An 18,282-nucleotide genomic window follows, 5' to 3' on the forward strand; every position below is an offset into this window, starting at 1 on the left:
GGTTCGCTTCGCTCACCGCGCCCGGCTTCGCCGGGCAACTCCCTGCGCTTCGCTTCGGGAGTTGAGGGAGGCCGGCCGCGTCGCGGCCGGCGCGGCCCGGGGTTGACGGTGTGCCAGGTGCGGCTATTTGCGTTTTTATTACGGGAGTTGGGGAGTGCTTCGCACTCCTGAGGGCGGATCCGCTGCGCTCCCCCGCCCTGACAGTCCTTCAGGCTGCGCCTTGCGGTGCGTTAGCCCGCTGCCGCGGGCTGGGCTGGCTATCGGGGTGGGGGGTCGCTCGTCCGTGTTCTGGTTTCCGTGTAACGCATCGTCGATTTGATGCAGCATGTAGAGTTGGTGGAAACAGGAGACACACTCTGGCAGCGAGGGAGCTGGGCTCATGTCGGTCTACGAATATCTTCCGGCTGAAGTAGCCCGGCTTGGTGTGACGAGAAAGGCCGCCGGGCTCGTCTTAGGCCAGGTGCAGACGCATGCGCGGCTCTCCCGGGAGCGCGAGGAACGTGCACGCGAAGGACCGGCAGAGATCCTCAACTTGAGTGAGCTGCTGATCGCCATGTGGGAGTGCGTTGAATGGGAGCGGATCGCCCATGTGATGACGGAGCAGCAGATGCCTGTCTACGTACCGGGGCGGGATCCGCGTGTAGGCCGTCGTGAGGAGCAGCGGATGCAGCGTGTGGCTCTTGACGTGGCCGCTGCAGAGCAACACGGCGGGGCGCCGGCCGAGATGCTGCGTCATCGGGTCTACCGGATCGTCGCCCAGCGGGCCGGCTCTCCGGGCGAACCACGGCTCACCGTCCACATGATGGCCTCCTCTCTCGGTGAAGCCGCCCATCGGGCCTGGACCGTCTACGGGCGGCCAGGCGGTCTCTACCAGGAGGGCGCATACCGGATTACCTCGGTCGAGCAGGTCCTTCCCGAACCCGGAGAATTGCTGTGATTCAGCTTCAGAACACCAGGTGGACGCGAATACGCGTATCCGCAAGTGGGTGGGATTCCCTGCAAGATCATCTGTGTCCTCGGTGGGAGCGCGCGCCACGGTCGTGTCCGCCACCGGCTCCGGGAAGACGATCACTGCCGCTACGGCCGCGCTGGAATGCTTCCGGGGCGGGCGGGTCCTCGTCATGGTCCCCACCCTTGATCTTCTGGTGCAGACCGCACAGGCGTGGCGCCGGGTCGGTCACAACGCGCCCATGGTCGCCGTGTGCTCGCTGGAGAAGGACGAAGTCCTGGAGCAGCTCGGGGTCCGTACGACCACGAACGCGATCCAGCTCGCCCTGTGGGCGGGGAACGGGCCCGTGGTCGTGTTCGCCACGTACGCCTCCCTCGTGGACCGTGAGGACATCGACGCACCGATGGGCCAGCGGAAGGTTCGCGGGCCGCTGGAGGCCGCTCTGGCGGGCGGGGAGCGGTTGTACGGACAGTCGATGGACGGCTTCGACCTCGCCGTCCTGGACGAAGCCCACGGACTCGCCGGGGACACCGCCCGGCCCTGGGCAGCCATCCACGACAACACCCGCATCCCCGCAGACTTCCGGCTCTACCTCACCGCCACCCCGCGCATCCTCGCCTCACCCCGCCCGCAGAAAGGCGCGGACGGCCAGGAGCTGGAGATCGCCTCCATGGCCAGCGACCCGGACGGGACGTACGGCGAGTGGATCTACGAGCTCGGGCTGTCCGAGGCGATCGAGCGGAACATCCTCGCGGGCTTCGAGATCGACGTCCTGGAGATCCGCGACCCCTCCCCCGTCCTCGGGCTGTCGGAGGAGGCGCTGCGGGGCCGGCGCCTGGCACTGCTGCAGACCGCGCTCCTGGAACACGCCGCGCGCCACAACCTGCGTACCGTCATGACGTTCCACCAGCGGGTAGAGGAAGCCATGGCGTTCGCGGAGAAGATGCCGCAGACGGCCGCTCAGCTGTACGTCACCGAGGCGTCCGACCAGGCTCTGGCCGGCGCGGACGCATTGCCGAAGTCGCCGATCGACGCGGAGTTCTACGAGCTGGAGGCCGGCCGCCACGTACCCCCGGACCGGGTGTGGTCGGCGTGGCTGTGCGGCGACCATCTCGTCGCCGAACGCCGCGAGGTACTGCGGCAGTTCGCCAACGGCATCGACGCGGCGGCCCGCCGGGTGCACCGCGCCTTCCTCGCGAGCGTGCGCGTCCTCGGGGAAGGCGTCGACATCGTCGGCGAACGGGGAGTCGAGGCCGTGTGCTTCGCCGACACCCGCGGCTCCCAGGTCGAGATCGTCCAGAACATCGGCCGCGCCCTGCGGCCCAACCCGGACGGCACGACGAAGGTGGCCAGGATCATCGTGCCCGTCTTCCTGCAACCCGGCGAAGACCCCGACGACATGGTCGCCTCCGCCTCGTTCAAACCGCTCGTAGCCGTCCTCCAAGGCCTGCGCTCACACTCGGAACGCCTCGTCGAGCAGCTCGCCTCACGGGCCCTGACCAGGCAGCCACAGACCAAACGGCACCACCTCATCCGCGACGAAGACGGGCAGATCATCAGCGCCGACGGCGAAGGCGACGGCAAAGACCAGGAACAGGACGGCGCGCAGGGCGCGGTCGAATCGGAGCTGTTGCACTTCTCCAGCCCCCGCGACCCAGCGACCGTCGCCGCCTTCCTGCGCACCCGTGTCTACCGGCCCGAGAGCCTCGTCTGGCTCGAGGGCTACCAAGCACTCATCCGCTGGCGGACCGACAACGGGATCACCGGTCTCTACGCCGTGCCCTACAACGTGGAGACCCGGGTGGGCGTCACCGAGACGTTCCCCCTGGGCAGGTGGACACACCAACAGAGAAAGGCCCTGCGGGCCGGCGAACTCGACGACCACCGCAAAGAACTCCTCGACGCACCGGAAGCCGGAATGGTCTGGGAACCAGGCGACGAAGCCTGGGAGAATAAACTCGCCGCCCTGCGCAGCTACCACCGCGCCCACCACCACCTCGCACCCCGGCAGGACACCATTTGGGGTGACAACGACGCCGACCTGATCCCCCTTGGGCAACTGACCGCCAATTTGCGAAGGAACGGCGGCCTGGGCAAGAACGCGGAGCGGGCCGAGAAGCGCGCCGCGCAGCTCGCCGCCATCGACCCCGACTGGAACTGCCCCTGGCCCCTCGACTGGCAACGCCACTACCGCACCCTCGCCGACCTCGCCGACACCGAGGCCGGCGGCATCCTCCCCGACATCCAGCCCGGCGTGACCTTCGAAGGCGACGACCTCGGCAAATGGCTCGCCCGGATGAGAGAAGCCAGCACCTGGGCGCAGCTGTCCACCGAGCAGCAGGAGCGGCTGTCCCAGCTGGGCGTGAAGCCCGTCCAGGCGCCGTCTCCCGCCCCGGCGGCCACGCGTACGGCGAAGGGCCCGAGCAAGGCAGAACAGTCGTTCCAGCGGGGCCTGGCGGCCCTCGCGCAGTGGGTCGAACGGGAAGGCGCGGACCGGCCCACGCCGCGCGGGCACAGCGAGCAGATCGTGGTCGACGGCGAGGCGGAGCCGGTGGTCGTGAAGCTGGGCGTATGGAATTCGAACACCCGGGCGAGGTGGGACAAGCTCACCTCCGAGCAGCAGGCCGTCCTCGCCGCCTTGGGCGTGCCCTGGGCGAAGGCAGCGGTGCCGGCCCCGTCCAGCCCGGCATCGGTGGACGACGGTTCCGTGCAGCCCGCGCCGTCGGACGCGCAGGCGCAGGAGGAGGACGACCAGGCCGACACCGTGACGGAGGGCGAGGCTCAGGCGGCGCGGGGCAGGGCTCGGATGTCGCGCATGAACGAGCTGATGCGCAAGCACACCAAGGCCGAACTGCTGCGCATGGCCTACGCGGGCGGCCTGGTGAACCACAACTCCCCCGAGAAGTGGCGCAAGGACGAAATCGCCTCCGCCGTCGTGGACATCGAGTTCCGCGCGGCTGACCGGCCAGCCCTGGCTCGGCCCGCCGCAGTCACCGCGCGGCCCGTTCCGGCGAAGCCGCTGCTGGAGCGGGACCACCATGACGAGTGCGAGAAGGAGTTGTACGAGGGCGGCACCTGCACCTGCGACCTCATCGAGCAGTACGGGCCGCCCTCCGAACGGGACGACTACTGAGCCTTCCCTGACTGCACCCTCCCCACCACGCCGGACCCCGGGCCCTTTCTTCAGGCCTGGGGTCTCGTGCTGTCGGGTTCGGGCCGGGCGCAGTCGTACGGACCGCGTAGGCCGCTGGCAGCCGCGGGAGGAGACGTCACCAGCGACCGGCTCGAACCGGACTCGCCGCCGTGTTCTCCCAGGTACGGAGTCACGGCGTGAACTATCCAAGAGTTGGGCTCCAGAACATCAAAGATCACCTTCTGAAGCGTTAAAGGTTCCAGGTGCCAAGCAAGCACCTGCCTGCAGCTTCGGGCACCAATGGTTTCCTACTGGGGTCATCTGTTATCCCATGTTTTCCGATAGCCCGGTCTGAACGGGAGGCGGCCAAGCGGTCGCACCGGAATTCGACACCCGCTTCGTACGACCGATCGGTGAACATGGACTCCGTGAACACCGAACTGACCGTGCTCAAGAGGGACATGGCCGTGAGCCAGGACGACACGATACGGATGCTGCTGGAGCAGTCCAAGCGCACCGGCCGTGCCGTCCTCATCCGGCGTGCCTTCGTCCAGGATGCCGATCCCGGCCTCCGCCTGGTCACGCGGCCCGGCCCGTTCTCCAAGATGCTGCGCAGTAACGAGCGGCTGGATCTTTTCCTCCTGATCCACTGCGTCACCGCGCGCGCCGACTGGGGCGTCGCTCACCGGTCCGAGACCTGGGGCCGCGCTGCGGGGATCTCCTTCGCCACCAACGGCACGGCGAGCGCTGCGGTCTCCCGGCACCTGCACAAGCTCAAGGAACTGAAGCTGATCAGCACCGAGCCGTACGGCCGGATGACGAAAATCACCAAGTTGCTCGAGGACGGCTCCGGCGATCCGTACACGCTGCCGTCGGGCGACAAGGAGGGCTCCCGCAAGAGCACCTACTTCAAGGTGCCGTTCGCGTACTGGGAGCAGCACTACTACCGGTCGCTCTCGATGCCGGCGAAGACGATGCTGCTCATCCTCATGAGCCAGCGCAGCCCGTCCTTCGCCCTGCACAAGGCCAGGGAGTACGCGCTCTGGTACGGGGTCTCCCCGTCAACGGTCGGGCGCGGCATCGAGGAGCTGAAGAAGAAGCGCCTGCTGTACGAGTTCCTCTCCGAGCAGCAGTTGGACGGCTTCTCCGTCCTCGGGCAGAGCACGCACGTCCGCTGGGCTCTCGCCGCGCCATTCGACCTGAACGTCAACAAGACGGAGCGCGAGGCGGCAGAGGCCGCCTGGACTCCTGAGGGCGTCACCCGCACCGCGCTGCGGATCGGCTCCCGTATCCCCGCGCTCTCGGGGGCCGCGATTCCGCGATGAGCACCGCCGGGGCGCTACGGCCCCCGGCCCCACGACTCCCGGCCCGGCACACCCGGGTCGGGCGCGGCACAGGCCGCCGCCCCGCAAACGGGCGACGGCCCCCTGTTCCAGCAGGGAGCCGCCCAGTGAAGAAACCGACAGTCACTCGCCAGGGAGGCACCATCAGCATGTCCAACGATCCTAAGGGCACTGTCCAGCCGGCGTCGACCCGGCATCACCAGGGCAACGGCAAGCTGCGCCACATCTGGTCCGCGATCCGGACCCGGCTGCGGCAGCTGCTGAACGGCGGCCTCCGCCGTCGCCTGCGCGCCCTCGCCCGTACGGCGGGCCACGGCATCGTCCGCGGCTCCGCCGGCGCCGTGGGCGCGAGCGGGACCGGGTGGATCATCTGGTGGATCCAGCAGCGCTGACCCGGCGCACCCGCTGATCCCCTCTCCCCCGACCTGGTGGTCCCGGTCCCGGTCCCGAGGCCGGGGCCACCAGCGGAGCACACGCCGGTCGGTGACGGCACAGCGCCACCTATAAGGCTGTCGTCCAGCTCACCGAGCCGGACGGGTCGCAGACCACCGTAGAACTGGGGCTGTTCGTCGACAATTGCTGGCGCCGCGCCGACAAGCTCAGCCCGAGCGGCGCGCGGAACTCGACGCACTCGGCATGCGCGGGTAGCAGCAGCCGTCTACTGGACACGCCCATAGGCCACCCAGACCGGTGGATGGGAGTCTTAGCGATCTTCGACGATGAAGCACGCCCGCTGGTAGAGTTCGTCGAACGTGATGACCTCGACGTCCTGGATCGATGTCCGGTACAGCTCGAAGGAGTTGATCTTCTCCGGGTTCACGGCGCCGTTATGGGTGAACTCGCGCAGGCTCCCGATCACCACCACCTGCCGGGGCCGGGTGGTGGACAGTTCGACGCCGGTCGGGGTGCCGTCGTCGTCGTAGATGCGGGTGAGGAACTCGCGGGAGATGAGCTGCTGGGCCTTGCTGACCGTCTTCTGCACCTGCGCCACTCCGCCGCCCAGTTCTTTCGATGCCTGGTAAACGCCCGCGCGGTATGGGGTCTTGGCGAGCAGCTCCGTGTCGTGGGTCTTGATTTCGCAGAAGAGCATGCTGCTGATCAGGCCCTTGGAACGCATGATGGCGTCGATGCGTTTCCCGGCTCCGCCGAAGATGTTGGCACCGGTGGTGATGCGTTCCAGTTTGCCGTCGTCGATGGATTCGCAGGCGATGAGGTTGAGCCCGTAGCCGAAGATCCACTGGTTCGCCTCGAAAAAGGCCTGCCAGACCGCCTCCGCCCCGCGCGACGTTGCCAGGCTCTCCTCCTGCTGGAAGTAGTCCGGATCGGTCAGCAGCCGCTCGAACCTATGGAGCTGCTCTCTGCGGTTGCTGATCAACCGGATGTCCTCTTCGGTGAGCCCACCGCCGATCGCGGTCCTGACCGCACCGAGAACCATCGTCCGGTCCTGGCCGGTCAGCAGCTGGGTCAGCTGGGCCTGGTCCCCGGCCACGAGCTGGAGGGAGTCGCCTGGCGTGCTCAGCCCGGCGCAGCCCTGGAGGAAGTTGATGACCTTCCAGAAGTTCTCGTGGACATCCCCGGTGTCGACGAGCGCCTTGACGGCCCGGGTGGCCCCGGTGTCGGGCACCGTCTGCGTGGCGGAGACCTCCCCGGCCTTCTTCTTGTCCTTCTTCCACAGCTTGATCCTCGGCGTGAAGGTGTTGCCCTTCTTGATGATGGTGACGCTGCACAGTGTGGCCACCTGGGGCCGGTCGTCGAGGACGAAGTCGGTGATCATCCGGCGTGCGCGGGTGTCGTAGAGGTAGTGGAACCCGCTGCTGTCATGCGAGCCGCGGATCTCCAGGTCGGCGAAGTCCCCTCGGGTGACGTCGAACTCGGTGGTGGAGAAGGAGAGGCGCAAACCTCGAACGATGGGAGTGGCGGGTGCGGTGGCTTGGGCCCGCCAGTCCGGCGGGATGTTGGGCAGCGGCCGGGTATCGCCTTCAACCACGAGGTCCTGGACGTCGGTGCGTCCGAGCTGGCTGAGCAGGGTCTCCAGCGTCCGCCAGATCACCTCCTTCGTCTCCGGGGCGCAGGTGGGCTGGAGCTCGCGCTCCACGGTCAGGACCGCCGCGTAGGTGTCCGCCGTCCAACCGTCACCATGCATGGGGTGGAAGAAGCCGCCGTCGCGGCGCAGGGTCAGGACAGCTGTGCGCAGCAGGTCGCGTGCGGTCTCCTCGCCGGCGCAGTCCAGGAGGCTGTAGGTCTGCCCCAGGACCAGGTCGAGCTTGCCCGTGTCGTCGTCGTTCAGCGGCAGCGGGATCAACGGGCCCGTGGGCGGAAGTCGGACCGGCGTGTAGATAGGGCGGCCGGAGAGGAACTCGTAGGGACGCAGGCCCCATCCGTCCGGTGCCAACAGCCGGTTCAGCTCCTCGACCTGCTTCGTCGCCTCATCGACGTCGGCCGCAACCTCGGGATGGACGGTTCGTGCCAGGAAGGCGAGCAGCACCTCGTCCGGTCCGTCGGAGAGCTCCAACCGAGAGTCCTCGAAGATCCAGTCGTCGGGCAGGTCGTAGTTGTTAATCCGGTGCTGCTGGATGTCAGCGCGGACAGTCGGGAGCCGGCTGTTCTCGGACGTAGGTCGGTCCAAGTCGTAGAGGTCCTCCAGGAACGTGACCTCGTCCAGTTTCCCCCACCAGGGGCTCGATATCCCGCGCAGGTAGTTGAAGATGTCGTGCCGCGTCACCGTTGTGATCGATGGCTGCGCGTGTGCCGGGGCGGGGTCGCTGGACGTCATGTGTCCAGGATGGAGGGCAGGGCGGTCAGGCGCCGGTCGATCGGGACTTTCCATCTCCCGGACGAGACGTCAGGCGGCGAAGCGCAGCGCGATAGCGGGACGCTAGGGGATGTGTCCGTCGTAGGCGCAGTCCAGAGCGGTGGCGACAGCTGCGACGGTTTCGTGGGCGTACTTGAGTAGGCGGCCGTCTGACACGGAAAGCACACCAAGGCAGAACTGCTGCACATGGCCTACGCGGGCGGCCTGGTACAACTCCCCCCGACAAGTGGCGCAAGGACGAGATCGCCTCCACTGTCGTGGACATCGAACTGCGGACCGCTGCCCAGCCAGCCCCGGCCGGGCCCGCTGCAGACACCATGCGTCCCGCTCCAGCGAAGGGTTCTCATCCGTTCGAGTGAGCGGCAGTGATCGGAACATCTGCGCTTGTGCTCATGTACTTGGCTTCGGGTATGGAGCATCGCGGAGTTGTTGGCTTGGCCGGAGATGCGGCGGGCGATTTCGAGGTGTCCGCTGCGACCGTGGCTGCTGCCTGGGCAAGCGTCGGCGTCTGATCAAGGCGTACCGGAAACTCGCAACCTACGTACGGCACGACTACGTCGAAGGGCTGTTCGGCGAGCCCGCATGGGAGCACAAGCAAAGCGTCAAAGTGTATGGCGCCGATGAGCGCGACGAGGCAGTCCTTCGCGAGGTTGAGCTGACGGTGCGGGCCTGGCCGTTGGGCATGCTGGGGTACTTGGTGACCTGGTGCAACGAGGACGGCGAGGTGCTGATGCACTCCCTGACCACCCGCAGCCGGCTGTTCCGGCCACGGGTCACGGTCGGGCCGTACCGGATCACGCTCGGCAGGTCCCGGCTCGCCGATCTGCCCGCTACCGCACCCGAGGACTTCGGGCCCTGGCCAGCAGTCGGGGCACGACGGTTCAGTTACGCAGAGCAGCACTACTTCGGTAACCCGGGCGGCTATCTGCACTGGGTGGTCGGGGTCAGCGACGTGGGCTCGCCAGCCTCTCCGCCGGTCGGCTGCAATGAGTGGAAGCAACCGCAATTGGCGGACTACCGGGAGCATGCCCGCATCAACTCAGTACTCATCGTCGGCTCCACGATCGACCTCGACAGTGTCCTGCCGTACGGCATCGCACCCGACCACGACCGCGTCCGGCTCCTCGAACTACGCCATCCCTTCCGCGTCGCACTCGTGCGACGCGGAAGGGAAGCCCAGCAGTTCCTGCAGCGCTGGCGCTCGCGCACGCAGCCCACAGGCGCCCCTCTGCCCGGCCTGAATCGCACCGCCGACGCAGGGTCGGAGCCCGAGTCGGGCGGGCCGTAGCCCCACTACACGGTCCGGCGGCGCGTCAATTGTGACTGAGCGCTTCAGATGGCGGATGAGCGTGCGAGTCGGCGGACTGAGCGCCCGAGCGTCGGGACACCTGGCGAGCCGAAGCGCAGTCACACCGTTGTCAAGCAGCGTTCCTACTTCCCAAACCCTCGGCGGATCTCCTCGGCGAGGACGCCGTCCTCTTCGCTCAGACCGAGGTAGGCCCACGAGATCCCGGCGTCGGCGAGCGCCTCAGCGATGGTGGCCCTCCCGGGGTACCGGGCTTCGACAGCGTCCAGCTCGGCCGAGCGTTCTGCGATCCTTTGCATGGACGCGAGGCGAGCTTCGGCGGAAGCCGCCTCATCGACCCGCGCACGTGCCTCCTCCATGGCAAGGCGGGCGTCGATCTTCTCCCCCTCGAGGACGTCGAAGGCCATGTTCACAACCTCCCGCCCCTCCAAGTCGGGCCGTTCGGCGTGGATCTGGCGGAGCTTTGCCTCCAGGCGGAGCAGGGCACTCTCCGGCAGCATGTCGCGCACATTGTCGAGGGCCTTGTCGAGCTGGGCGTCGAACTGGTCAGTCATACCCAGGAAGCTAGCCCTGCCCGCTTTCCGACACCAGGACCGCTCTCGAAGCCGACGTCCCCGGGCACGCCTCAAGCCGCCAACTCAAACACTCAGTCACATCAATGTGGTCGACGGGGCTCGCTGTTCGGGGCCTACAGCTCGAAGTCGAGGTGTTCGATGTCGGTGAAGCGGACCTCTTCCAGACTGCCGGCACGGCGGCCACCGTCCTGGAAGTACACCTCTTTGAGCGCTTCGGCGGCGATTTCCTGGAGCTGCTGGTCGGTGGCGCCCTGCTCCTGGGCGTCGAAGAGACGGGCGGCGTATTGCGGCGGCAGGGCCACGGTGAGGTGGCGGAGCCGGTCCTGGTCGGTGCTGCCGATCGGGGCGGTGTAGCCGAGCCGTGCCTGGGTGTCGATGACGATGCCGCCGGTGGTGGCCGCCTTCTTCTTGGCCTGGGCGCGGATCTGCGGCTGCCACCGCTTCTTGACCTCGGCCTCCAGCCGGGCGGCGAGGTCCTTGCGGGGCTTTTTGATCTGGTCCTTGACGTACCGCTCGACGGTGCGCTGGGAGATACGCAGCATCTGGGCGACGGCCTTGGTGCCCTTGAGCTGCTTGACCAGGTACCGCATCTGCCCGCCGGCCGACTTCGGGATGGCGCGGGTGAACGCCTTCTGCACTGCCTTGTCGAGGCCGTCCCCGAACATGGTCATCGCGGTCTACTCCCCGTTGTCCTTGGTGGTGACCTGCCCGTCCTTGATGTACCGGGCGAGGTTGAGCTCCGGAGCGTCGAACTGCTCGCGTACGCCCTCGCCCCACAGCACGCTCTGGGTGCCCTCGTGCTTGACCATCCCCGGGCTGACACCCAACCTCCACCCACCCGGCAGCGGCTTGCCGTCCCGGTAGGGCAGGAAGTCCAGCGGGGACGGTCCATCAGCCGCGTACACAGCGCAGTCGGAGAGGATCGCGACCGGATACTGGCCCGTCGCCAGCGCGTGCTTGAGCAGCTTTCGGTGCATGTTGATCCGGGTTTTGGAGATGACGGCGGCGCGGATGTCCGGGCGCCACGTCGGCCGGGACAGGGCCCGCCACGGCTGGCCCGGCTTCCAGCCCTCGCCACGGGGACGCTCGCGCAGCTTGCCGATGCCGCCCTTCACGGTGGCCTTCACCGCGGACACCACGATCGCCAGCTGCTCATCGCGCTGCCGGTAGCCGTCCATCGCCGCCAGGAAATCGGCCGGACCAAGGTCGCCGGTGACGCCCAGGTCAGCCATCGTCGCCACGTAGGCGTCGCGCAGCCGGTTGTACCAGCCGTCCAGGTAACGCCCGTTCGCGTACCGCACGTATGCCTCGGTCGGGGCGACGGTGTAGCCGAGCTCCACCGCGTACGCCACGGTCGGTGTCGCGTACCAGGCCGGCCCCGTCGGTCTCTCGCCCTTCGGCGTGAACGGACTGGGCAGCAGGTCGTCTTCGAGCTGCTGCCACTCCTTGCCGACCAGCACGCGGGACAGGTCGACGTGGCTGAGGTCGACCAGCCACGAGCCGGGCAACTTCGGGTCGAAGACCGGGTTCTTGACCTTCGTCGGCGCGCCCAGGCCCACGATCGTGCCGTTCGCGCCCGCGGCGAACGCCATGTTCACATCGATGCCCACCAGGTTGCGCTTGAGGCACTCCGCGTCGGTGAGCGGCCGCGCCCAGTCGTACGCCTCCTCCATCAACACCTCGGCCGGGCCCCGCGGGTGGAAGCGCGGCAGGTCCTTGAGCAGCGGGTGCCCGTCGGGAGCCTCGCACGGCGCGCAGTCCACCGGGTCCTTCCCGAGAGAGCCGGGGTTGTGCTCGCTGTGCCTCACGCCGTACTCGTCCGGCTCGCTGGCCCGGGTCGGCGGGTGCAGCGCGGTCATCAGCTCCAGGCCGGTCACGGCCGTGGAGCCGCGCGGCGTCATCACCCGGGACGCATACGTGCCCAGGAGCCGGGCGAGTTCCGCCGGCGGAAGCTGCCCCGCCTCGCCCCAGTGCCGGGTGTCGAGCGCGCCCCAGGACGGGATGCACAGCTGCACACACAGCCGCTCGGATCCACGGGCCGGGCGGTAGATACGGGCCCACGGCCCGAAGCCGCGCTTCGTCAGCTGCCACTCCGCCCGCGCCAGCTGCTTGATGACCTTGTGGCCCTCCGGCAACCGTCCCGACAGGCGCTCCTCCTCACCGAGGTGCAGCGGCAGGCCGTAGCGCTCGCACGCGGCCTCCGTGAGCACGATCAGCGGGTCCGCGTCCTTGCCCGGCCCGGACAGCTTCGCCTGCCCGAGCCTCGCCTGGGACAGGGTCCAATCGACCAGGGAGGCAATGGACTTGGCGGGGACATCCAGGATCAGGCCGCCGACGCAGTACGCCGACACCTGCCCGTCGCAGACGTCGACGACAGCGAGCGGACCATGCTCGAACCGCGGGTCAACGGCGGCCGCCGAGGCAGGCTTTGCCGTCGCCCCCTTCGCTGCCGGGCGCCGCGACGACGACGTCCTGGAGCTGCTGCCCGCCCCCGGCCGGGACGGCGCCTGGGCGAGGGCGGACGTCTGCTCCGGCCCGGCTGCCGGGCTGGCGGCCGCTGCGGGCACGTACGGCTCAGGCTCTGGCCCCGGGGCCAGAGCCTGCAGTGCGGAGGACGTTTCGGGCACAGGGCCTTGCTCGTTGCCGGAGGACGTGACCGGCGCGGGGTAGCGGTGGGCAAGGCCCTCGAGCAGTCTGCGGTAGGCCTCCAGGCGCTCCCCCTTCGGCTCCGCCCGGCCTGCCTCCCACGCGGTAATACTCGGTACGCGCACTCCGAGCGCCTGGGCGATGGCGACCTGGGTCAGGCCGGCCGCTTCCCGCAGCCGTTCCCGCTCGGCCGGGGCGGGCAGCACGGTTCCGCCGTCGACGGCGGCGAGCAGCGAGTCGACGGCCGCGAACAGCTCATCGGGTTGGTCCGTCATCTGCCCTCCTTCACCTGACGCCCTGACGGATCTCTTCGAGCCGTGTCATCACGCGCTGATAGCGCTGCGAGGCGGCCTGGGAGGAGTTCAGGCCCTGGTGTTGAGCAATCTGCCGCCAGTCCATGCCGCGCCGCCGGGCCTCGATGACGACCTGGGTCTCCAGCCGGTCGAGCTGCTCCCGCATGTCCTCGAACAAGCCGAGTGCTGCGCCCACATCGTCCGCAAGCACATCCGGCGCCTGCCTGCCGCCGGTCTGATCGCCGGCGGCTGCCGACAGCAGCCGGCCCAGCAACGAGGCGTCGCGCTCCAGACGGCGCGCCGCAGCAGTGTCGGCCGTGGGAACGTCCGCCAGCGCGGACAAACGCTCACGGGCTTCTTGACGGGAGTCGCGTGCCATACCCGCACCCTACCGCAACCAGACAAGCAAACAACGGAGTGTTGTTTCATTGTTCATGGCCGGTGTGACCTCTGTGCCGCAGCACCACGGGCACGGTCAGGGTGGCGCGCAGGCGGCACCGGTCGGGTGCAGCCTCTCCATGCCGGCGAGGGTCGCGATGACGCGGTGGTCGCAGTGCCGCAGCAGATGCGCGAGGTCGTCCGGGAGTTCGGCATGGTGCACGAGGACCAGTTCCGCGTGGGTGGTGCGGTGCAGGTGAATCAGGTCTGCCCACAGGCCAAGCCTTATCCGGTGGGCGCGCAGGACCGTCAACTGGCAACCAGCCACGTCATGCAGGGCTGCGTGGACCGCACGCTCCTGTTCGTCCCTGGACCGGCGCCCCCAACGACTCTGCCGCGGCCCGGCACAGGTCAGCGCCCCGGAGCTGCCGGTCACTGGTGCCGTTGGTCCGCCCAGGACTCCCCCGATGTCCCCGCAGGCGGGTGCAGCGCCCGCACGGCGGCGTAGGCGGTGAGGATGCGGTGGTCGCAGTGGCGCAGCAGATGCGCCAGGTCCACGGGGAGTTCGGCGTGGTGCACCACGGTCACGTCCGTGCCGGTGGCGTGGTGCAGGGCCATCAGATCCGCCCATACGCCCAGTCCGATACGGTGCGCGCGCAGGACGGTCATCCGGTGCACGGCCGCAGCCTTCAGGGCGGTGCGCGCCGACCGCTCCTGCGCGGGTTCGGTACCGAGGGCTGCGCAGGACGGGGCTCTCAGGGGCCGGCCGTCGGCCACCGCGTGCAGGACGTCGTGCCACAGCAGCCGGTCGCCCCCACCGACGGTGGGATGGACCACGACCCGTCCCGCCGCCGGATGGTGGGCGGCCAGCACAGTGCGGGTGAAGCGCACGTCGTCTGCACGGTCCACGACCACGGTGAAGGGCGAACGGCCCGCCGTGCGCAGCGTCTTGCGGGGCGGGCAGCGCCGGGAGGCAGCCGGGCCGCACGCCAGCACGTCCACGGCGATCTCACCGAGCGCGTTGATCGGATCCAGCAGCCCCACCGCAGTCCGCCTCCTCGCATTCCACCGGTACTCCCGCACACGGGCGATGAGCCACGGGCCGCGCGCGGCCGGGCATCAGACGGAGCCGCCCAGCCGGCCGAACGCCCACCGCAGCACCTCCCGGTCCACCCGTGGCCGGCCCGTACGGGACAGCGCCAGACGCACGTGGGCCGTGAGGCGGCGCGGCGGTTCACCGGGCAGACCGAGCGCGGTGAACAGCTCGTAGCGCACGGCCCGGGCGGTGGGGCGGGCGCGGAAGGTGACCCGTCGGACGTCCTCGCCCGGTTCGAGTTCACGCAGGCAGGTGTTGACCGCGAGCGTCTTGCCGTGGCCGGCGCCGCCGTGGATGCACATCATGGCGCGGGCGGCGACGGTGTCGGTGATGTTCTCCCGCGCGGTGAGCAGGGCCCGGGTGGTGACGACGGCCGCGTCGGGCAGGTCGACGTACTGGTAGGCGTCCTCGGTCATCAGGCGTCTCCTGCGGGTCGGGAGCCGGACTCCGGCGCAACGTCCGCCGACGGGTCGGCTGGATCGGGGGCGGGCGGGGGCGGCGCTGTGCCGGCCGCCAGGGCGGGCGGGGTGCGCCAGTGCGCCGGAGGTGGGGCGGGCGGGATCAGGTCGGGCAGTGCCAGCCGTGCGACGTCGGTGTAGTCGGAGGCGGCGAGTTCACGCTCGGCCTGGGCGGCCGTGACGGCTCCCAGCCGCTGGGCGGGCTCCGCACGGGTGGTGGGGGCGAATCGCTGGCGGCGCAGGCGTTCGGCGGCCTTCGCGTCGGCGCGCAGGCGCCGGGCGCGCTCCGCGCGTGCCTCGCGCAGCGCCTGCAGCTGCTCGGGGGTGGCCGCGTCCGCGAGGTGCGCCGGGCCGAGGTGGCGGCCACGGGCATCGCAGACCTCAATCTCGTGGTCGTGGTGCGGCATGTAGCGCACGCGGACCTGGCGGCCGGCCTGGCCGGTCATCCACGCGGCGGTGTAGGTGCGGCCGCGCCAGCTCACGCCGTGACTGGTCAGCTTCCGGGGCCGGCCCTCGTCCTCGAGGGTGAAGGCCCACAGGTCGGCGGCGGCGATGTCGGTGACAGGGGTCGGATCGGCCTGCCACGCCTCCAGCGGCGTACGGCCCGACAGGGCTTTCGGGCGGTGCGCGGTGTTCCACCAGTTCGTCCACGCCAGGACCTCCGCGGTGAAGTCCTGGAACGACAGGGCGGACACCGCCCCTGCGGTACGTCCGCGCCGCTCCGAGCGGGGCCTGGTGGGCCCGGCGGTGTAGCCGGGCAGGGCGGCGAACAGCATCCGGTCCGCAGCCCGGTTGAGGCTTTCCACCGTTCCTTTCAGATGCGGGCTGTAGGCGGGCAGGTCCTTGACCGTCACGCCCATCGCGCCGAGCGCGGTGGTGACGGCGGCCGACAGGAAGTCCTTGCCCCGGTCCATCCTCACCAGTTCCGGCACTCCCCCGGCCGGGCCGTAGGGATCGTCCCGCACCACTGCGGCGCGCAAAGCGGCCAGTACCGACGCGCGGGAGGGATGGCCCGGGGTGACAGCGGTACCGGTGATGACCTTGGTGGCGGTGTCGATGAACCAGGTGATCCATGGGCGCACCAGGTCGCCGTCGGCGTCGACCAGCAGCGGGGCCTGGACGTGGTCGGTCTCCCAGGCGTGGTTGCGCCATGCCGCCGGCCGCTTGCCGAACACGTCATGGGCGCGGGCTGCCTCCGGTCCGATGGCGAGACCGGCGCGCTCCCCCGCCGTCAGGTCGCGGCGCAGCGCGCGCAGGAACGTCGACAGGGACGGGACCGGATCCAGCAGCGGCACCTGCGACAGGGCTGCCCCGCCCGGAACAGCCACCAGGTCCGGCGGGACGGACACGGCAGCGCCGGACGTCTGCGCGCGCACGCCCCCTGCCTCGGCCGCGGCGCGCTCCATGAGCTGGCGGTGGACTGCGGAGGCGTTGCCGTGCCAGTACGCCAGCAGCACCCGGATCTCCGCGGTGATCTCGAACCGGCCGGTGTGGCGGGCTCCGGGGTGCGCAGCCGCCGCCGGGCTCTGGGCCGCCTCGGCCAGCCACCTCCACACCGTGCGCTCCGATGCCCCCAGGCACTCCCCCGCCAGCCGCACGTGCTGCCGCGAAAGACCGCCCCGGGCCCGCAGCGCCAGCAGGCGGCGCACCGCAGGTGCCCGCAGCGCAACCAGCGACTGCTTCCCGAGCACACCAGCCGGATCCCCCGGCGGCGGCCACTGCCCTCCCGCGTCAACGCCGTGGCCGCCGTTGATGTCCTGCGGTCCGTTGTCCGTCATCGCGCCGTTCCTTCTCCTCGCCGAACGGGGTGAGGTTCTCTGCCGTCGGAACCGGTGCGTCCCGGGCGCGTGAGAGGGGCGGTCACGAGTACGGGCCGAGCCGGGCGCAGGCCTGGTCGATCGCGTCCCGCCCCACACCCGCACCGGGGTCGCGGCCCCGGGCTGCACAGACATGCGAGGTGATCTTCGCCCAGGTACGGAAGTTGCCGCGGGCGGTCTGCTCATCCGCCCGCCCCAGGTCGACCGGGTCAGCGTCCTCCCACACCGGGTGGAACAGGCGCAGCGTCCGCGGCACGTCCTCCGTGTCGAGGCGGCTGACCTGGTGCCAGGTCAGGACCCGGGAACGCATCGCCGCTGCCCGGGCGAGCGCCCGCTCGCTGCCCGCCCCGCACAGCACCAGGGCAGCCGCACAGCCCGGCGAGTCCCACAGCTGCCGCAGGTAGTCCAGCACCGGCGGCGACAGGCGCTGCGCGTCGTCGAGGAACAGCACACCCGGCTCGGCCAGCGCCTCCGCCAACGCCTGGTCGGCCGGTCCGGCCCGGTGCGTCAAGGACCCCGACGGCAGCCCCAGCGCCTCGCACAACGCGGCCCGCACCTGCGGCAGCCCGGGCCCGACCCCCACCACCGCCCGCCACACCGGCACCCGGCCGGGCAGCAGATGCAGAGCCTGCTCGACCGCGACCGTCTTCCCCAGCCCCGTATCCCCGTACACGCAGCCGATCCCCCGCGCGGCGACCGTGTGCCCCACCGCCTCCACCACGGCGGCCACCTGCCGCGTGGACACCAGCCGCGCCCCCGGCGCGTACAGGCGTACCCCACCGGACACCCGGGGACGCGTCACCGCGCCGGGCCGCTGTTCACCGCCCGTACTGGACGTCTCGGTATCCGGGCCGTCCGCCACCGGCGGGCCGTTCGCGCCATCTACGAAGCCGAGTTCGGCCAGTGCCCGGTCGTACCGGCTCGGCTCCACCCGGCCCGACGCCGCGCGGGCGACCTGAAGCACCCGGCCCGCCCGCAGTTCGTCCTTGATCGCACGGTGCAGCGTCGCCAAGGACGGCACCAACTCCGCCCCCCAACGCTCCAGCACGCCCTCGTCCTGCGCCCGGAGCATCCTGCGGCGCAACTCGGCGACGTTCCCGCCCACCTGGGTGAGCACCTCCCACAAGGCGTCGCCCACCATGAACCCGCCCTGCCACGGCCGCGCCTCCACCCGCCCCTCGCGCCCCTCGGCCAGCCACCGCCACACCGTCCGCTCCGTCACCCCCGCCAAACCTGCCGCGATCCGCACATGCAACGACGACAGACCGCCCTCACCCCGGTCCACCGCCAGCAGCCGCCGCACCACCACCGCCCGCTCCACCCGCCCGGCCACCGCCAGAACAGCCGGACCCGGCACCGTCTCCCCCACCGGGGTTCCCGAACCCGTCACAAGGCCAACCCCACCGCCCCGGCCGCCCCTCCACACGAAGACCGGCAAACCCAACACAGCCGGACCGCGATCTGCTAGCCGCACCG

At 70.0% G+C, this 18,282-nt stretch carries 14 protein-coding genes and 1 pseudogene; 5 read left to right on the top strand and 10 right to left on the bottom strand.

All coding sequences use genetic code 11. The annotated features are described in order from the left end of the window. Window positions 1-379: 379 nt before the first annotated feature. From ACFWDI_RS34100 to ACFWDI_RS34115, 4 genes and pseudogenes are all read left to right on the top strand, one after another. A complete protein-coding gene (locus tag ACFWDI_RS34100) occupies window positions 380-937 on the top strand; it encodes a hypothetical protein (protein WP_385310035.1) in 558 nt (185 codons plus the stop codon). Between the two features lie 19 nt (window positions 938-956). After that, a pseudogene (locus ACFWDI_RS34105) lies at window positions 957-3,605 on the top strand (Helicase associated domain protein); the annotation flags it as partial. Window positions 3,606-4,510: 905 nt separating this feature from the next. After that, a complete protein-coding gene (locus ACFWDI_RS34110; protein ID WP_385310037.1) occupies window positions 4,511-5,407 on the top strand; it encodes a hypothetical protein in 897 nt (298 codons plus the stop codon). A 167-nt stretch (window positions 5,408-5,574) separates the two neighbouring features. Next, window positions 5,575-5,817: a hypothetical protein gene (locus ACFWDI_RS34115; protein WP_385310039.1), complete on the top strand. Its 243-nt coding sequence runs from the start codon at window positions 5,575-5,577 to the stop codon at window positions 5,815-5,817. Window positions 5,818-6,128: 311 nt separating this feature from the next. Here the strand turns inward: ACFWDI_RS34115 and ACFWDI_RS34120 are convergent, their stop codons facing one another. Then, window positions 6,129-8,198 (bottom strand): Shedu anti-phage system protein SduA domain-containing protein, encoded by a 2,070-nt coding sequence (locus ACFWDI_RS34120; RefSeq protein ID WP_385310041.1) that lies wholly within the window; start codon window positions 8,196-8,198, stop codon window positions 6,129-6,131. A 394-nt stretch (window positions 8,199-8,592) separates the two neighbouring features. Here ACFWDI_RS34120 and ACFWDI_RS34125 point away from each other — a divergent pair, with 394 nt between their 5' ends. After that, a complete protein-coding gene (locus ACFWDI_RS34125) occupies window positions 8,593-9,525 on the top strand; it encodes an ETEC_3214 domain-containing protein (RefSeq protein WP_385310043.1) in 933 nt (310 codons plus the stop codon). Between the two features lie 143 nt (window positions 9,526-9,668). On the opposite strand, the gene ACFWDI_RS34130 is transcribed toward ACFWDI_RS34125, so the two are convergent. The 9 genes from ACFWDI_RS34130 to ACFWDI_RS34170 all read right to left on the bottom strand — a co-directional run bounded on the left by ACFWDI_RS34130 (window position 9,669) and on the right by ACFWDI_RS34170 (window position 18,175). Beyond that, on the bottom strand, window positions 9,669-10,097 hold the full coding sequence (locus ACFWDI_RS34130) for a hypothetical protein (protein WP_385310045.1): 429 nt from the start codon (window positions 10,095-10,097) through the stop codon (window positions 9,669-9,671). 134 nt (window positions 10,098-10,231) lie between these two features. Then, window positions 10,232-10,789: a telomere-protecting terminal protein Tpg gene (gene tpg, locus ACFWDI_RS34135; RefSeq protein ID WP_385310047.1), complete on the bottom strand. Its 558-nt coding sequence runs from the start codon at window positions 10,787-10,789 to the stop codon at window positions 10,232-10,234. A 6-nt stretch (window positions 10,790-10,795) separates the two neighbouring features. Further along, the gene (gene tap / locus ACFWDI_RS34140; RefSeq protein WP_385310048.1) at window positions 10,796-13,039 is read right to left on the bottom strand and encodes a telomere-associated protein Tap; all 2,244 of its coding nucleotides are present in this window, start codon (window positions 13,037-13,039) and stop codon (window positions 10,796-10,798) included. Window positions 13,040-13,049: 10 nt separating this feature from the next. Further along, window positions 13,050-13,436: a hypothetical protein gene (locus ACFWDI_RS34145; protein ID WP_385310049.1), complete on the bottom strand. Its 387-nt coding sequence runs from the start codon at window positions 13,434-13,436 to the stop codon at window positions 13,050-13,052. Window positions 13,437-13,532: 96 nt separating this feature from the next. Beyond that, window positions 13,533-13,763, bottom strand: coding sequence for a hypothetical protein (locus ACFWDI_RS34150; RefSeq protein WP_385310051.1), 231 nt, complete (start codon window positions 13,761-13,763; stop codon window positions 13,533-13,535). Window positions 13,764-13,867: 104 nt separating this feature from the next. Continuing rightward, a complete protein-coding gene (locus tag ACFWDI_RS34155; protein ID WP_385310052.1) occupies window positions 13,868-14,479 on the bottom strand; it encodes a hypothetical protein in 612 nt (203 codons plus the stop codon). Between the two features lie 75 nt (window positions 14,480-14,554). Next, the gene (locus ACFWDI_RS34160; RefSeq protein WP_385310054.1) at window positions 14,555-14,947 is read right to left on the bottom strand and encodes an AAA family ATPase; all 393 of its coding nucleotides are present in this window, start codon (window positions 14,945-14,947) and stop codon (window positions 14,555-14,557) included. Then, window positions 14,947-16,767, bottom strand: coding sequence for a Mu transposase C-terminal domain-containing protein (locus ACFWDI_RS34165; RefSeq protein WP_385310056.1), 1,821 nt, complete (start codon window positions 16,765-16,767; stop codon window positions 14,947-14,949). The genes ACFWDI_RS34160 and ACFWDI_RS34165 overlap by 1 nt, the downstream gene beginning before the upstream one ends. Window positions 16,768-16,849: 82 nt before the next feature. Continuing rightward, the gene (locus ACFWDI_RS34170; RefSeq protein WP_385310058.1) at window positions 16,850-18,175 is read right to left on the bottom strand and encodes an AAA family ATPase; all 1,326 of its coding nucleotides are present in this window, start codon (window positions 18,173-18,175) and stop codon (window positions 16,850-16,852) included. Between the last annotated feature and the right edge of the window lie 107 nt (window positions 18,176-18,282).

Origin of the sequence: Streptomyces sp. NPDC060064, from assembly GCF_042736455.1 — a bacterium.
Classification (GTDB): domain Bacteria; phylum Actinomycetota; class Actinomycetes; order Streptomycetales; family Streptomycetaceae; genus Streptomyces.

Bases quoted from the DNA above. Each gene is read 5' to 3' on its own strand.
- ACFWDI_RS34160 (WP_385310054.1), bottom strand. From the start codon at position 14,947: ATGACCGAGGACGCCTACCAGTACGTCGACCTGCCCGACGCGGCCGTC.
- ACFWDI_RS34120 (WP_385310041.1), bottom strand. From the start codon at position 8,198: ATGACGTCCAGCGACCCCGCCCCGGCACACGCGCAGCCATCGATCACA.
- ACFWDI_RS34130 (WP_385310045.1), bottom strand. From the start codon at position 10,097: ATGACTGACCAGTTCGACGCCCAGCTCGACAAGGCCCTCGACAATGTG.
- ACFWDI_RS34100 (WP_385310035.1), top strand. From the start codon at position 380: ATGTCGGTCTACGAATATCTTCCGGCTGAAGTAGCCCGGCTTGGTGTG.
- tpg (WP_385310047.1), bottom strand. From the start codon at position 10,789: ATGACCATGTTCGGGGACGGCCTCGACAAGGCAGTGCAGAAGGCGTTC.
- ACFWDI_RS34115 (WP_385310039.1), top strand. From the start codon at position 5,575: ATGTCCAACGATCCTAAGGGCACTGTCCAGCCGGCGTCGACCCGGCAT.
- ACFWDI_RS34165 (WP_385310056.1), bottom strand. From the start codon at position 16,767: ATGACGGACAACGGACCGCAGGACATCAACGGCGGCCACGGCGTTGAC.
- ACFWDI_RS34145 (WP_385310049.1), bottom strand. From the start codon at position 13,436: ATGGCACGCGACTCCCGTCAAGAAGCCCGTGAGCGTTTGTCCGCGCTG.
- tap (WP_385310048.1), bottom strand. From the start codon at position 13,039: ATGACGGACCAACCCGATGAGCTGTTCGCGGCCGTCGACTCGCTGCTC.